12 protein-coding genes and 1 pseudogene are annotated in these 15,558 nt (G+C 70.0%); 10 read left to right on the plus strand and 3 right to left on the minus strand.

What is annotated here, in order from left to right; all coding sequences use genetic code 11:
• Positions 1-12: 12 nt before the first annotated feature.
• Positions 13-762 (plus strand): GAF and ANTAR domain-containing protein, encoded by a 750-nt coding sequence (locus tag QSK39_RS43770; RefSeq protein WP_285483720.1) that lies wholly within the window; start codon positions 13-15, stop codon positions 760-762.
• A gap of 26 nt (positions 763-788) precedes the next feature.
• Positions 789-1,556 carry a GAF and ANTAR domain-containing protein gene (locus tag QSK39_RS43775; protein WP_285483721.1) on the plus strand — a complete coding sequence of 256 codons (768 nt, stop codon included), beginning with the start codon at positions 789-791 and terminating at the stop codon, positions 1,554-1,556.
• Between the two features lie 33 nt (positions 1,557-1,589).
• Here QSK39_RS43775 and QSK39_RS43780 read toward each other — a convergent pair whose 3' ends face one another.
• The 3 genes from QSK39_RS43780 to QSK39_RS43790 form a co-directional block, all read right to left on the minus strand.
• Positions 1,590-1,976 carry a hypothetical protein gene (locus tag QSK39_RS43780; protein ID WP_285483722.1) on the minus strand — a complete coding sequence of 129 codons (387 nt, stop codon included), beginning with the start codon at positions 1,974-1,976 and terminating at the stop codon, positions 1,590-1,592.
• A complete protein-coding gene (locus QSK39_RS43785) occupies positions 1,973-2,527 on the minus strand; it encodes a hypothetical protein (protein ID WP_285483723.1) in 555 nt (184 codons plus the stop codon). The genes QSK39_RS43780 and QSK39_RS43785 overlap by 4 nt, the downstream gene beginning before the upstream one ends.
• 113 nt (positions 2,528-2,640) lie before the next feature.
• A complete protein-coding gene (locus QSK39_RS43790; protein WP_285483724.1) occupies positions 2,641-4,464 on the minus strand; it encodes a GAF domain-containing SpoIIE family protein phosphatase in 1,824 nt (607 codons plus the stop codon).
• Positions 4,465-6,185: 1,721 nt separating this feature from the next.
• On the opposite strand from QSK39_RS43790, the gene QSK39_RS43795 reads away from it, so the two are divergent.
• The 8 genes and pseudogenes from QSK39_RS43795 to QSK39_RS43830 all read left to right on the plus strand — a co-directional run.
• The gene (locus tag QSK39_RS43795) at positions 6,186-6,563 is read left to right on the plus strand and encodes a hypothetical protein (protein ID WP_285483725.1); all 378 of its coding nucleotides are present in this window, start codon (positions 6,186-6,188) and stop codon (positions 6,561-6,563) included.
• A gap of 152 nt (positions 6,564-6,715) precedes the next feature.
• Positions 6,716-8,509 (plus strand): thiamine pyrophosphate-requiring protein, encoded by a 1,794-nt coding sequence (locus QSK39_RS43800; protein WP_285483726.1) that lies wholly within the window; start codon positions 6,716-6,718, stop codon positions 8,507-8,509.
• A 255-nt stretch (positions 8,510-8,764) separates the two neighbouring features.
• Entirely contained in the window at positions 8,765-8,989 is a 225-nt protein-coding gene (locus tag QSK39_RS43805; RefSeq protein ID WP_285484344.1) for a hypothetical protein, read from the plus strand.
• Positions 8,986-12,054, plus strand: coding sequence for an FAD-binding and (Fe-S)-binding domain-containing protein (locus QSK39_RS43810; RefSeq protein WP_285483727.1), 3,069 nt, complete (start codon positions 8,986-8,988; stop codon positions 12,052-12,054). The genes QSK39_RS43805 and QSK39_RS43810 overlap by 4 nt, the downstream gene beginning before the upstream one ends.
• On the plus strand, positions 12,051-12,359 hold the full coding sequence (locus tag QSK39_RS43815; RefSeq protein ID WP_285483728.1) for a hypothetical protein: 309 nt from the start codon (positions 12,051-12,053) through the stop codon (positions 12,357-12,359). Before QSK39_RS43810 ends, QSK39_RS43815 begins: the two co-directional genes overlap by 4 nt.
• A 12-nt stretch (positions 12,360-12,371) precedes the next feature.
• A complete protein-coding gene (locus QSK39_RS43820) occupies positions 12,372-13,385 on the plus strand; it encodes an SDR family oxidoreductase (RefSeq protein WP_285483729.1) in 1,014 nt (337 codons plus the stop codon).
• Positions 13,367-15,127, plus strand: a complete 1,761-nt coding sequence (locus QSK39_RS43825; protein WP_285483730.1) for a glycoside hydrolase family 15 protein — start codon at positions 13,367-13,369, stop codon at positions 15,125-15,127. The genes QSK39_RS43820 and QSK39_RS43825 overlap by 19 nt, the downstream gene beginning before the upstream one ends.
• Positions 15,128-15,320: 193 nt before the next feature.
• A pseudogene (locus tag QSK39_RS43830) lies at positions 15,321-15,527 on the plus strand (cytochrome ubiquinol oxidase subunit I); the annotation flags it as partial.
• Between the last annotated feature and the right edge of the window lie 31 nt (positions 15,528-15,558).

A 15,558-nucleotide genomic window follows, 5' to 3' on the forward strand; every position in this document is an offset into this window, starting at 1 on the left:
AGGGCCGACCAGATGAGCGATGCCCGGGACCAGCGGCTCGCGGACACGTTCGTGGCACTCGCCGACACCCTGGTGGCCGACTTCGACGTCCTCGGCTTCCTCGGCACGCTCACCGAACGAGCCGCGGAGCTGCTCGACGTCGACGCCGTCGCGGTCATCCTCTCGGACCAGCGCGGGGGCTGGCAGCCGACGGCCGGGTCCTCCGAACAGGCCGAGCTGATCGAGGTGTTCGCCGCGCAAACCCTCCAGGGGCCGTGCCTGAACTGCGTCGCCACCGGAGTCGCGGTGGCCAGCGCGGATCTGGCGGCCGAAACCGACCGCTGGCCGCAGTTCGCGCCGGTTGCGGTGAGCGCGGGGTTCCGCGCCGCGTGCGCGGTCCCGATGCGGCTGCGCGACGACGTCATCGGCGCGCTGACCCTGTTGAGTACCACGCCGGGAGCCATCGACGACGCGAGTGTCGCCCTCGGCCAGGCGCTGGCCGACGTCGCCACCATCGGGATCCTGCAGCAGCGCGCGATCCGCCACGACGAGGTCGTGTCCGAGCAGTTGCAAGCCACGTTGCACTACCGCACGGTCGTCGAGCAGGCCAAAGGCGTGCTCGTGGAAGCCGGTGGGCTGAACATGCACCAGGCGTACCTCGCCTTGCGCGACTACGCCCGGGCGCACCGCCGACGGCTGTCCGACGTCGCGCACGACGTCGCGACCTCGGCCCTCGCGCCCGGCGAACTGCTCGCGGACACCACCGACGTGTCACGATCCTGACGCGGAAAACCGGGTACCCCCTCCTCATGACTCACTCCCGTGAGGTCCTGGAGCAGACGCCGCTAGAACGCGCGTTGCGGATATCGCGCACGTTCGTCAGCCTCGCGGACACCCTGGTGGCCGACTTCGACGTGGCCGACTTCCTGAACATGCTCACCGAACACTGCACCGAACTGCTCGGCGTATCCGCTGCCGGAGTGATCCTGCGCGACGCCGACGGAAGCCTGCACGTCGCGGCGACCTCCTCACAGCGGGCCGAGCTGCTGGAGCTGTTCGCCGTGCAAACCGACGACGGCCCCTGCCTCGACTGCATCCGCAACGGAACGCCGGTGTCCTGCACCGATCTGCCGGCCGAAGCGCACCACTGGCCGAGGTTCGCCGCGGCCGCCGCCGAATGCGGGTTCCGCGCCGCGCAGGCCCTGCCGATGCGGCTGCGCGACCAGGTCATCGGGGCGCTGACCCTGCTGAACACCGAAGCCGTCGGCGTGGGCCCGGAGGAGATCGAGCTCGGGCAGGCAATGGCGGACGTCGCCACGATCGGCATCCTGCAGCAGCGGAGCATCGAACGCGGCGACCAGCTCGCCGACCAGCTGCAGACCGCGCTCACCAGCCGTGTGGTCATCGAACAGGCCAAGGGAATCCTCGCCGGGCACGGCGCGGTCTCGGTGGACGAGGCGTTCACGCGGTTGCGTGGCCACGCCCGCGCACGGAACCTGCGCCTGACCGACTTGGCTCGCGCGGTCGCCGACGGCCACGCTGATTTGGCTGCGATCCTGAAGCGCCCGCATCGGTGACACCATCCAGCGCGTGATCCCGTGCCCGCCCGGCTAGGAGCAGTTGGTGACCGTGCCGATGCTGACCGGAGTGAAGGTGCAGGTCGCACCGTCCGGGCCACCGTCGACTTCGCCTTCTTCGTCGTTGCTGGGGGCCTGCTTGCCGGTTTCGTTGTTGCGTCCGCCGGTGAGGGTGATCTTGTCGAGGCCCGGGCCGCCGAGGACCTTGCCCGCGAGTTCGGGATCGGCGGCGTCGTTGCCGTTGGCCTCTCCGGTGGCGGCGTTGCAGGTCTCGGTCCGGGGTGCGCCGCCGGTGAGGGTGATGGTGTCGGCGCCGTCCCCGCCGTCGACCGTGCCGCTGTTGGCGGCGTCCCCGCACTGGGTGGCCCCGCTGCGGCCACCCTGGACGGTGATGACGTCGTCGCCGGCGTCGCCGGTCACGACGCCCGTTCCGGCGTTGGCGATGTTGACGTTGTTGTCGGCGTTGCCGCCGTAGAGGTGATGGTGTCGGTGCCGTTGCCGCCGTGGATCTGCCCGTCGTTGCCGTGTGCGCCGAAGTCGTACCCGGCGCGGCCGAGGGTGATGGTGTCGTCACCGTCGTCGCCGTTGATGATGCCGAGGTTGGCGGCGCGACCGTTGACGATGGAGGAGAACGTGTCGTTTCCCGGCCCCAGGTTGACGGTGTCCGGCGGGCCGTCCGCTTCGGCGGGGTAGACGCCGCCGAAAAACACGGTGTCATCGCCGGGACCGGCGTTGACGATGACGGATTCCTTGCCGTCGTTCAGGTCGGTGACATGGCATTTGATGGTGTCGTTGCCGGAGGTGCCCTCGATGTCGAAGTGGTCGCCCTTGTCGACGCCGTTGGTGGCCACCCCGTTGACCGTGCAGACGGCTTCTTGTTCAGGGGCAGCGGAAGCAGCGGGCGCGTTCAGCACGGCGAACGCGACGGCCGCGCCCGCGGCGAGAGCACGGTAGGTCGATTTCCTGCGCATTTCAGGCCCCTTTCCCAGGTGCCTTCAGCATGCCCAGTGAACGCCGGACGAGCGACGGGAAAGACACCGACGGACACGTTTGCCACTCGTCCGAGCGTCACCCGGGAACCGGCTCAGGTACGGATCGCCAGCACGACGACGTCGTCTTCCTGCCGAGCCGGGTCGAGCAGCCGCGACACCACCGTGTCGACGACGAACTCCGCCGGCTGATCGGCCATCCGCTGGACCAGCCGACTCAGGCCGGTGAAGGCGGCATCGAGGTCCGCGCCACGACGTTCGACCAGCCCGTCGGTGTAGAGGAACACCAGCGAACCGGGCTCGAGGTCCAGGTGCTGATCGACGCGCGGCTGCTCGAGCATGTCCGGGTAGCCGAAGAGCATGTCGTGCTCGCGCGACACCAGCAACGATCCGTCCGGCCGGAGCACGATCGGCGGCGGATGCCCCGCGTTCGTGTAGGTCATCCGCCAGCCGCCGTCGTCCAGCCGGTGCAGGTGTGCGTGAACCAACGTCCCGGCCGCGGGGACGGACAGGCCGGCGAGCGCGGTTTCCAACGCTTGGAGGGTCTCGGCGGGGCCGGCGGCGGGCAGGCTCCAGGCCGCTTGGCGGAGCATGCTGCGTACCTGTCCCATCAGCGTCGAGGCGTGCACGTCGTGGCCGACGATGTCGCCGACCGTGACCGCCAAGGCGCCGTCACCGGGGAGCAGGATCGCGTCGTACCAGTCGCCGCCGACCGCTTCGTCGGTCGCGGACGGCAGGTACCGCGCGGCCATCGTCAGGCCGGGCACCTCCGGAAGCTGGGTGAGCATCGCCTCTTGCAGCTCCCGCGCGACGCTGACCCGCCGCTCCAGGTGGCGGACCCGTTCCAGGGCCTGCGCGGTGTAGGTCGCGATGAGGGTGATGACCGCGCGTTCGGCGGCGTCGAGCCCGTGCGGGGCGTTCCAGCCGATGGCCAGGCAGCCCAGGACGCTGTGGGTCCCGACGAGCGGGGCGCAGACCAGGGAGTGCAGGTCCATGTCGCGGTAGAGCGCGACCGTCGCGGGTGGAAAGTCCTCGGCCACCGAGGCCGGGTCGGGGTAGCAGAGCATCCGCCGCTCGCGGATCGCCTTGGCCGTCCCGAGCGGCGCGTCGATCGAGTAGGTCTCGAAGGCCCCGAGGTCGGCGGGGGTCGGGCGACCCCGGTCCGCGACCCGGCGCAGCCGGCCGTCCTCTTCGGTGACGACCAGGCCGACGTAGGACGGCGTGTGCTCACCGGAGACCAAGCCGGCGACCTGGTGACGGATTTCGTCGAGCGTGCGGGCCCCCGCGAGTGCCTGGGCAGCGCTGAGTAAGAGCTGGTCACGGTCGTGAGAGCGTTGCAGGAGGCTGGACACCGCACGGACGTGTTGCTGTTCGTGGGTTCCCTGCCGGGTGGCCAGCCGTAGCCGGAGCTCGGTGGTGCACATCGCGGCCATATCGGCGAGGCCGGCCAGTTCGTTGCCGGTCCACTCGCGAGGCTGGGTGTCGATCGCGCAGAGCGAGCCCAGCACCTGCCCGTCGACGGTGGTGAGCGGCATACCGGCGTAGGCGACGACACCGAGGTCGGGAACGGCCAGGTTGTCCCGGACCAGCGGGGAGAGCCGGGCGTCGTCGAGGATCAGCGGTTCTCCGCTGGCGACGATGTGCTGGCAAAACGAGCGCGCCAGCGGGGTCTGGCGATCGGTAGCCCACGGTTCGGGCAAGCCCTGCATTCCAGGGAAGATCTGCCGGCCGGACTCGACCAGGGACACCAGCGCCACCGGGACCTGCAGCTGGACGCAGACCATGGCCGCGAACCGGTCCATGGTCACGTCCGGGGCGGCGGAAAGCCCGCTTTCGTGCACGGCCGCGACACGGTCGGGGTCCCGCACAGGCGGCGAAGGCTGTTCGAGCACTGACGGTCCGTCCGTCTCAGCGCGCATCCGACCACCCCGGAGCACACGCAGAATCCCGCCGGGTCGGCGCTGCGGCGATCGCGACGACATCACGGTCGCCCCTTCTCACCATCGGACCAGGAGGTCTGGGGCGCGATGCCTTCGCCGCGGGTGTTGGTCGACGGGACAATCCGAACCGGGGAACCATCGCTTTTTCGTTGACACAGTGCCCATGGGCGCCTCCAGCCTGCTGACGATGCTCAACGCAGCCATCGGCGGGGTCCGGGCCGGGGGCGAAACGTCACGGGCGTGCTCCCCGTGGGCCCAGATTAGTGTTCGACCAAGCCGAAGGCCAGCGCAGGCTTGACGCTGTCCTACGGCGGTTCGGGGCTTCGGTCGGCGGCGGTCTCGTCCGGGTTTCACCGGATCGGGCCAAACCGAGGCGGAGTGAGCACCGAACCACCGATGAATCGATACGTTCAAGTTGCCGCTCCGGACCCCGGCGGCCCGATGAGACGCCGGAGCCCGCCATGAACATTCACTCCCCAGCAGAAAAGCTTCACGCGCGAGCCTTCCCACCCGTGGAGAAAGACGCCGTCGAACGACACCTGAGCCGACAATGGACACCTGACGCCGGCCGGGCAGCGAGCGCGCGCCCGGCGACGGCGCCGTCCGGGTGGGCGGATCGATGGGCCATCGGCCTGCTGACGCCGGCTCCTCCTCGCCGTACCGGGGAACAGTGTCGTCAGGACGCATTCGGCCGTCGTCCCGCCAGCTCGTGGTGGCGGCCGATCGTCAGGTTCCTTGCCGGCCGTCGCCCACGATCGGTCTGACGCGCCGACCGGCAGATCCGCCGAGCACCGGGACCGGCCCATCGTCACGCTGCACACCACACCGGCCATCCACAACGCGGCCGAATGGCTTCGTACGAACAGTTGTGTGCCGCGCGGAGGTCGGCGACCGCGTCTTCGGACAGCACGCCGGTTCGAGGACGGAGATCTCCTCTTGCCGCTACGCATCGTTCGTGCAACGCTGAGCACGATCTTGCGTACAGGTGTTGCGGATGCGTCGACCGTCGCGCCCGCCCCGGCTCGCACCCGCCCCGGACCCTGGCGGCACTCGTATTCGTGGTGCACCAGAGACGTGGGTGATCACAACTCCCTGCCTGCTGACAGCGGTCGCTCCGCGGACGCCAGGCCACACTGCTTCCGGTTCACGCCGCCGGCCGTCCCGGATCGCGATAATTCCTTAAGGACAAAGGGATACCGCGTGCCGCGACCTCAACAGTGCGGGCCGTCACGCCTGACCGTCTGCGATCCACATGCAGCCTGTTCACAACAGCTGCCAACCCCACCGAACCCGCGCTTCGGACCCCACGGCATCGCGGGTTCTCGAAGACCGTTGTCCTCACTCAAAGACTGGGAAGCCGGAGGACGACAGGGAGGGGACAAGGTGCCGGGCTCGCGAAGGGGGCGGGCCCGGCACCGCCTCACTCCTCGCCTTACCTCGATGATCATGACATCCAAGCGCTCGACAGCGCCGGACACAGCTCACGTAGCAGTGACAGCGGACGCTGCACCTTCTCCGCTCGCCGTGAAGAGGATTACCCCGGCTTGACCGCGCCGCCGAGCTCAGTCCTCGCCGGATGACTCGCAGCCCGCCAAGCGTTATGCTCCGATCACCACGCCGGGAGAGCCGAGACCACGCGCTCGCGACGATCACCATCGACAGCCACTCCTCCGCGGGAGGTCGGCGTCCAGGAGCTGATCGTGGACCACACCCATCCTCGCGCACTCGCCGGATCGCGCCCGTCACCAGGTGAAATCGGCCATTCCGCCGTTCCCGCCCTGAACGCAGCCCTGGCCGTCGCCGAACGCCCGCCACCGCTCGGCACCCGTCTCTCATCCGGTCACCGGTTGGCGGCCGCGCTGCGCAGCCGCCGCTGCGAAACCACGGTTTTCGGCGGTGCCATGGGGACGGCTGCGATGTGGGACGAGCCGGCGCTTCTGCCGCCCCGCGATCGGTTCACCGTCTGGACCCGGGCTCACGAGGTGCGCTCGCTCAACGCCGGGCCGTCCACCATCACCAGCTGGGCCAAGGAAGTCGAACCCGTTCGCCGGACACGTGAGCACGTTCGGACGGACTGATCTCGTTCGAAACCGGACCGGCCGGAGGACTTCGCGGCCGCGGCTCCGACCGAACCGGACATCCGCCCGCAATGGCGATGTTCAAGGCACTCCCGCATAGCGCGGCCGGGAGCGGGTATCCGAAAAAATCCGAGGTAGCGAAAGGATTTTCCATGGCTCAGACGGTTGGTGACTACCTGCTCCAGCGGCTGCGCGAATGGGGTGTCGAACAGGTCTTCGCCTATCCCGGTGACGGGATCAACGGGATCGTCGCCTCGTTCGGCAAAGCGGACAACCAGCCACGGTTCGTGCAAGCCCGTCACGAGGAGATGGCCGCGTTCTCCGCAGTCGGCTACGCGAAGTTCAGCGGGCGCGTCGGTGTCTGCCTGGCCACCTCCGGTCCGGGCGCCATCCACCTGCTCAACGGGCTCTACGACGCGAAGCTCGACCACGTGCCGGTCGTGGCGATCGTCGGGCAGACCGCGCGCAGCGCGATGGGCGGCAGCTACCAGCAGGAAGTCGACCTCCAGGCGCTCTACAAGGACGTCGCGAGCGAATACCTCGTCGAAGTCAACGTCGCCGAGCAGCTGCCGAACGCGCTCGACCGCGCGATCCGCACGGCCGAAGCCGGCCGCTGCCCGACCGCGCTGATCATCCCCGCCGATCTCCAGGAAGAACCGTACGAAGCGCCGAAGTACGCGTTCAAGCAGGTGCCCTCCAGCCCGCCGGGCACGTCGTGGTCCGCGCCGGTCCCGTCCGAACCGGACCTGGACGCCGCGGCCGAGGTGCTCAACGCCGGGGAGAAGGTCGCCATCCTGGTCGGGCAGGGCGCGCGCGGCGCGGCCGAGGAAGTCCGGCAGCTGGCCGAGGTGACCGGCGCCGGAGTGGCGAAAGCGTTGCTGGGCAAGGACGTCCTGTCCGACGAGCTGCCGTACGTGACCGGCGCGATCGGGCTGCTCGGCACCCGGCCGAGCTACGAGCTGATGCGTGACTGCGACACCCTGCTGATCGTCGGCTCCAACTTCCCCTACAGCCAGTTCCTGCCGGACTTCGGCCAGGCACGGGCCGTGCAGATCGACCTCGACGGCAAGTTCATCGGGATGCGCTACCCGACCGAGGTCAACCTCGTCGGCGACAGCGCGGCCACACTGCGCGCGCTCCTGCCGCGGCTGACAGGCAAACCGGACCGGAAGTGGCGCGAGACGATCGAGAACAACGTCGCCTCCTGGTGGGACACCGTCGAAAGGGAAGCCGCGGTCGGGGCCGCCCCGGTCAACCCGATGGCCATCGTGGCCGAGCTGTCGCGCCGGATCCCGGAGAACGCCATCGTCACCGCCGACTCCGGCTCGTCCACCAACTGGTACGCCCGCAACCTCCGCATGCGGGGTGACATGCGCGGCTCGCTGTCGGGGACGCTGGCCACCATGGGGCCGGGCGTGCCGTACGCCATCGGGGCCAAGTTCGCCCACCCCGACCGGCCGGTGATCGCCCTCGTCGGCGACGGCGCCATGCAGATGAACGGCCTGGCCGAGCTGATCACCATCGCCCGCTACCACACGTTGTGGAGCGACCCGACCTGCGTGATCTGCGTGTTCCACAACAACGACCTCAACCAGGTCACCTGGGAGCTGCGCGCGATGGGCGGCGTCCCGAAGTTCGAGGAATCCCAGAACCTGCCGGAGGTGGACTACGCCGGTTTCGCGCGCTCGCTCGGCTTCGAAGCGGTCACCGTCGACCAGCCGGACCAGCTCGGGCCTGCCTGGGACACCGCGCTCGCCGCGAACCGGCCGGCCCTGCTCGACGTGCACTGCGACCCCGACGTGCCGCCGATCCCGCCGCACGCCACCTTCGAACAGATGAAGTCCGCCGCCCAGGCCGTCCTCAAGGGCGACCCGGACGCCTTCCACCTCGTCGTCCAGGGCGTCAAGACCAAGCTGCAGGAGTTCCTGCCCGGCAGGAAGGAATGATGACGCGACAGCCGCCGGTCGTCGACCGGGTGCGGGCCGGGGCCTACCGGGTACCGACCCCGGCACCCGAAGCCGACGGCACCCTGACCTGGGACAGCGTCGTGCGTGCCGTTGATCGAGTCCGAGCCGCCCCGGTGGTCACCGGGCAGCCGGTGACCGACGTTCCGGCGTGCTGGGCGGCGATGCAGTACGCCATCCGCAAACCTCGGGCCTCCTGGCCTCGTCTCCTGTGCGCTCTCCGCGGTCGACATCGCGCTGTGGGCCGCCGCGGCACGCTGGCTCGAGCTGCCGCTGAGCCGGCTGCTCGGCCGGGTCCACGAGCAGGTCGACGTCTACGGCAGCGGCGAGCGGCTGTTCTTCGACGACTGCCTCGACCCCACCGGCGGCACCGTCAGCCCAACCCTGTCCGCACCCGGCCATGGACTCGCCTTCCGCACCGACGTCGCGGCCGAACACGCAGTCCGAAGGAGGAATCCGTGACCCAGGTGAAGCTGCCCGACCCGGTGATCCGGCGCCCGGAGCACCCTGACCTCGACATCACCGCACTCACCGGCGCATTGCGGGAACGCGTCCGCGGTGAAGTCCGGTTCGACCGCGGTACCCGCGCCGCCTACTCAACCGATGCCTCGAACTTCCGGCAGGTCCCCCTCGGCGTCGTCGTTCCCCGCACGCCCGAGGACGCGGTCGAGGCCCTCGCCGTCGCGCGCGAGTTCGGCGCCCCAGTGCTGTCCCGTGGCGGTGGGACGAGTTTGGCCGGGCAGTGCACTAACACCGCCGTCGTGCTCGACTGGTCCAAGTACTGCACGACACTCGAGTCCGTCGACGAGCAGACCCGCACCTGCGTGGTGCAACCGGGCATCGTGCTCGACGAACTCAACCGGCAGCTGGCCCACACCGGCCTGCGGTTCGGCCCGGAACCGGCCACCCACATGAACTGCACCCTCGGCGGGATGATCGGCAACAACTCCTGCGGCGCCACCGCCCAGCGCACCGGCAAGGTCGTCGACAACATCGCCCGCCTCGAAGTCCTCCTCGCCGACGGCACCCGCTTCTGGTGCGGCGAAACCACCGACGCGGAGTACACCGAGATCGAACGCCACGGCGACCCGCGCGCCGCGGTCTACCGGCAGCTGCGCCGCCTGCGCGAGGAGTACGCCGACGAGATCCGCCGCCGCTATCCGGACATCCCGCGCCGGGTGTCGGGCTACAACCTGGATTCCCTGCTGCCGGAGTACCACTTCGACGTCGCCGGGCTGCTCGTCGGCTCCGAGTCCACCTTGGTCACCGTGCTGCGCGCCGAGCTGAAACTCGTCCCGATCCTGCCCGAACGCACGCTCGTCGTGCTGGGCTACCGCGACATCGCCGCCGCCGCTGACGCTGTGCCCGCCATCCTCCCGTACGAGCCGGTCGCCCTCGAAGGCGTCGACCACAAGCTGATCCGGGACCAGCAGATCAAGGGCATGAACCCGCACGCGCTCACCGAACTCCCCCACGGACGCGCGTTCCTGATGGTCCAGTTCGCGGCCTCGACCCACGACGAGGCCGAGCGCCAAGCCCACAAGATGCTCGACGCGCTCCGCGGCACCGAACACGCAGCCGACGTCGAGTTCTTCGACGACCCGGCGCGGGAACACGAGCTGTGGCAGGTCCGCGAAGCCGGGCTCGGCGCCACCGCACACCTGCCGGGCAAGGCCGACACGTTCGAAGGCTGGGAAGACTCCGCCGTGGCCCCGGACCGGCTCGGCGACTACCTGCGCCGGTTGTCGACGCTGTACGAGGAGTTCGGCTACGCGAGCGACACCGCGCCCAGCCTCTACGGCCACTTCGGCCAGGGCTGCGTGCACACCCGCATCCCGTTCGACCTCTACACCGCCGACGGCGTCGCCACCTACCGCCGGTTCGCCGAGCAAGCCGCCGACCTCGTCGCGGAGTTCGGCGGCTCGTTCTCCGGCGAGCACGGCGACGGCCAGTCCCGCGGCGAGCTCCTGCCGAAAATGTTCGGCTCCGAGATCGTCACCGCGTTCGGACGGCTGAAGGCGATCTTCGACCCGGACGACCGGATGAACCCCGGCAAAGTCGTCGCGCCCTACCGCCTCGACGAGAACCTCCGCCTCGGCGGTGACTGGGCGCCGGCCGACCCGCAGAACCTGCACTTCCGGTTCCCCGACGACGGCGGCTCCTTCGCCCAGGCCGCCAACCGCTGCGTCGGCGTCGGGCGCTGCCGCCAGCACACCACCGAAGGCGGCGAAGTCATGTGCCCCTCCTACCAAGTGACCGGCGAAGAAGAACACTCGACGCGAGGCCGCGCGCGACTGCTGTTCGAGATGCTCGACGGCCACGGCGACAGCCCCGTCACCGACGGCTGGCGGTCCACGGAGGTCAAGGACGCCCTCGACCTGTGCCTGGCGTGCAAGGGCTGCAAGTCCGACTGTCCGGCCAATGTGGACATGGCCACCTACAAGGCGGAATTCCTCGCACACCACTACGAGGGACGTCCGTGGCGGCGCCCGCGCTCGGACTTCACGATGGGCTGGCTGCCTGCTTTCGCCCAGGTCATCGGCAAACTCCGCCTCGGCAATTCGGTCAACGCCCTCACCCACACGCCCGGCCTGGCACGGCTCGCCACGCTGGCCGCGGGGGTCGAGAACCGCGAAATCCCGCTGTTCGCCGGAGAAACGCTGCAGCAGTGGTTCTCCCGCCGCACGCCACGCGGCTCCGGTGCTCGCGGCACGGTGCTGCTGTGGCCGGATACCTTCACCAACTCCTTCCACCCGCACGTCGGTCAGGCGGCGGTCCGGGTCATGGAGGACGCCGGGTGGCGGGTCACCATGCCGGCGAACCCGGTCTGCTGCGCCCTGACCTGGATCTCCACCGGTCAGCTCGGCGCAGCCAAGCACATCCTCGCCCGTACCGTCCGCGAGCTCGCCCCGCACCTGCACCACGGCGGGCTCGTCGTCGGCCTCGAGCCCAGCTGCACCGCTGTACTGCGCTCCGACGCCTTCGAGCTGTTCCCCGGCCACCAGGACGTCCGGCGGCTACGCAACCAGACCGTCACCCTCGCCGAGCTGCTCACCGAGCACTCCCCCGGCTACCGGCCACCGCAGCTGGACGCCAAGGCGATCGCGCAGGTCCACTGCCACCAGCACGCGGTCATGGGCTGGGACGCCGACCAGCAGCTGCTGAAAGCTGCCGGCGTCGACACCGAACACCTCGACTCCGGCTGCTGCGGCCTGGCCGGGAACTTCGGCTTCGAGAAGGGACACCTCCAGGTCAGCGAGGCCTGCGCCGAGCGGGTGCTCCTGCCCCGGGTGCGCGAAGCACCGGACGACACCACCGTCCTGGCCGACGGCTTCAGCTGCCGCACCCAGATCCACCAGCTCGACAGCAACGACCGGGAAGGCGTCCATCTGGCCGAACTGCTGGCGACCGGGCTGGGCGACGATCCGGTCCGCCCACAGCCGCCCCGGCGTGCCGCATTGATCGCCGGCCTCGCGATCGGCGCCGCCGCCCTCGGGATTGCGTTCTCACGCCGGAGGGCACGGTGAAGGCGCGGCAGGTCGCGGCCGCGCATGCCGTGTGGGGTGGCGCGCTGGTGGCCACTTCGCGGTCGGTGTTCCGGGAGCAGCGGGAGATGGCGGCGGTGGGCACCGCGCTGGGCGTGCGCCACGTGGTCCAGGCGGCCGTCACGCTGGCGAAGCCGGAAAGCACTCGGTGGATGTGGATCATCGACGCCGCGCACGGCGTGAGCATGCTCGGGCTGACCGCCGTGGCACCCCGGTGGCGGACCTTCGCCCTGACAGGCGCGGCCAGCGCCGCCACATGGGCGTTCGCTGCCCGCAAGGCTCGGTAGAGAGGAACAACCATGGCAGAAACCCGGAACCAGGTGGTCGTCGTGACCGGCGCCAGCGGCGGCATCGGGCGTGCGGTGGCCCGAGCCTTCGGGGCCCGGCACGCCAGCGTCGCGCTCCTCGCCCGCGGCGAGAAGGGCCTGAAAGCAGCCGCCGACGACATCCGCGGCGCCGGCGGCACCGCCCTCACCATCCCCACCGACGTCGCCGACGTCGACCAAATCGAATCCGCCGCAGACCGGGTCGAGGAGGAACTCGGGCCGATCGACGTGTGGGTGAACGTCGCGTTCACCTCGGTCTTCGCCCGCTTCGCCGACATCCGGCCCGAGGAGTTCCGCCGCGTCACCGAGGTCAGCTACCTCGGCTACGTCTACGGCACCATGGCCGCGCTCAACCGCATGAAGCCCCGCGACCACGGAACGGTCGTGCAGGTCGGCTCCGCCCTCGCCTACCGCGGAATCCCGTTGCAGAGCGCCTACTGCGGCGCCAAGCACGCTCTCCAGGGCTTCCACGAGTCGCTGCGCTGCGAGCTGCTGTCCGAGCGCAGCGGCGTGCACGTGACGATGGTGCAAATGCCCGCGGTCAACACCCCGCAGTTCTCGTGGGTGCTGTCCCGCCTGCCGCACCACGCCCAGCCCGTCCCGCCGATCTACCAGCCCGAGGTCGCCGCCCGTGCGGTCGTATACGCCGCGGACCACCCGCGACGGCGCGAGTATTGGGTCGGCGGGAGCACCGTCGGCACGCTCATCGCCAACGCCGTCGCGCCCGGTATCCTCGACCGTTACCTCGCGAAGGTCGGCCTGAGGTCCCAGCAGACCCCTGACCCCAAACCGGCCGACCAACCGGCCAACCTGTGGAAACCGGCCGACGGCGCGGGTGGCCACGACTACGGCGCTCACGGCGAGTTCGACGGCAAGTCCACCCCGCGCAGCCTCCAGCTGTGGGCGAGCCAGCACCACGGCCTGCTCGCCACCTGCGGCGCCGCACTCGCCGGAGCAAGTCTCGCAGCGTGGCGTTCCCGATCATGAGTGCCTGGCAGGACTTCCCGCCGCACGTCCTGCGCGAGTACGCTCTGCTGGCCGACGGCGAACGCGGCGCACTGTGCGGCCCACGTGGCGACATCGCCTGGCTCTGCGCCCCCGGCTGGTCCGACAGCGCTGTGCTCTCGTCCTTGATCGGCGGCCGCGGCGCCTACTCGGTCAGCCCGGCGGCCACCTGCGTCTGGGGTGGCTACTACGAGTTCGGCACGCTGATCTGGCGCAGCCGGTGGGTCAGCACGGACACCGTCGTGGAATGCCGCGACGCGCTCGCCTACCCCGCCGATCCTCGACGCGCTGTCCTCCTTCGCCGCATCGAAGCCGTCGAGCGAGACGTCCGGATGCACGTCCAGCTGGATCTGCGGGACGCGTTCGGCGGCCGCTCGATGCGCAACCTCGCGCTCAACGAGGGCGTCTGGACCGCCCACACCGGTGACCTGCGGATCCGCTGGTCCGGCGCCACGTCCGCCCAGCCCGACGATCAGGGCCGGGTCAGCTTCGACCTGACCGTGCCCGGCGGTACCCAGCACGACCTGGTCCTGGAGATCAGCGACCGGCGACTGCCACCGCCTCCCGAAGCCGGCAAGCTATGGGCCGCGACCGAGCACACCTGGCACACCGCAGTGCCCAGGCTCGAGGGCACCGTCGCACCACGGGACGCCGGGCACGCCTATGCCGTACTCCGCGGCCTGACCACCGCAGGCGGCGGCATGGTAGCCGCCGCCACGATGGGCCTGCCCGAACGCGCCGAGGCCGGCCGCAACTACGACTATCGCTACGTCTGGCTGCGCGATCAGTGCTACGCCGGAATCGCCGCCTCGGTCGCCGACGCCCACCCGCTGCTCGACGACGCCGTCGCCTTCACCACCGCCCGTGTCCTCGAACACGGAGACAAACTGCTGCCCGCCTACCGGTCCGACGGCACCCCACCACCCGACGAAACCACCCTGCACCTGCCCGGCTACCCCGGCGGGAACCCGGTCTCGGGCAACCACGTCAACGGCCAGTTCCAGCTGGACACGCTCGGCGAAATGCTGCAGCTCTACGCAGCCGCGGCCCGCCACGACCACCTCACCGCCGACGTCGAACCCGCCATCGACCTCTGCGTCGACCTGATCACCCGACGCTGGGACCAACCCGAAGCCGGCGTGTGGGAACTGCAGGACGACTGGTGGAGCCACTCCCGCCTCGCCTGCGTCGCCGGCCTCCGCGCGATCGCCCGGCACCACACCGCGCACCGCGGCGCCGAACTGTCCGGCCTGGCCGACAAGCTCCTCGCCGAAACCACCCGCCGCTGCACCGGCCCCCGCGGCGCCTGGCAGCGGAGCCCAAACCTTCCGGGCACCGACGCCGCACTCTTACTGCCGTCGGTCCGCGGAGCCCTGCCGGCCGATGACCCCCGCACGACCGCCACCCTCGCCGCCGTCCGATCCGACCTGTGCGACGACGGCTACGCCTACCGTTTCGCCCCGGACGACCGTCCCCTGGGCGCGGCCGAAGGCGCCTTTCTCCTGTGCGGATTCGTCATGTCGCTGGCCGAGTGGCACCAAGGCCACGACGTCGAGGCGTTCCGCTGGTTCGAACGCAACCGCGCCGCCTGCGGCCCACCCGGCCTGCTGGCCGAAGAGTACGACGTCCGGCAACGACAACTGCGCGGCAACCTGCCCCAAGCGTTCGTACACGCCCTGTTGCTCGAAACGGCACATCGGCTCACCACCACGCCCCCGCACTGAACCACCACAACCGCCGCCGCCGATTCTTGAGATGAACGCAGACAAAGGTGAAAATAGGATTTGATGCCGTTGTTCGGTGTTGACGTCATGAATTGCAAGGCGCATCGATCACCGATGCGAGTAGCATGTTCCATCAACCCGGCGAGTGAACCCGAATCGAGGCATCGATGACGGCAGCCGAAACTCACCCCGCATCTGCCGTGCGGCGCCGCGAACCCAAGGGGGTGTGCTGCTCGCCCTGCTTCGCACCACCGGCCCGAAGCAGATCGGGCTGCTGTACCTGACGACGTCGTTCGCCTTCTTCATGGCGGGTGGCGCGATGGCGCTGCTGATACGCGGCGAGCTGGCCCGGCCCGGGCTGCAGTTCCTCTCGCCGGAGCAGTACAACCAGTTGTTCACATGTAGATCAGCGGGTGGTTTGAGCTGGTCGG

Source organism: Amycolatopsis sp. NBRC 101858 (assembly GCF_030269325.1).
Taxonomy (GTDB): Bacteria; Actinomycetota; Actinomycetes; order Mycobacteriales; family Pseudonocardiaceae; genus Amycolatopsis; species Amycolatopsis ponsaeliensis.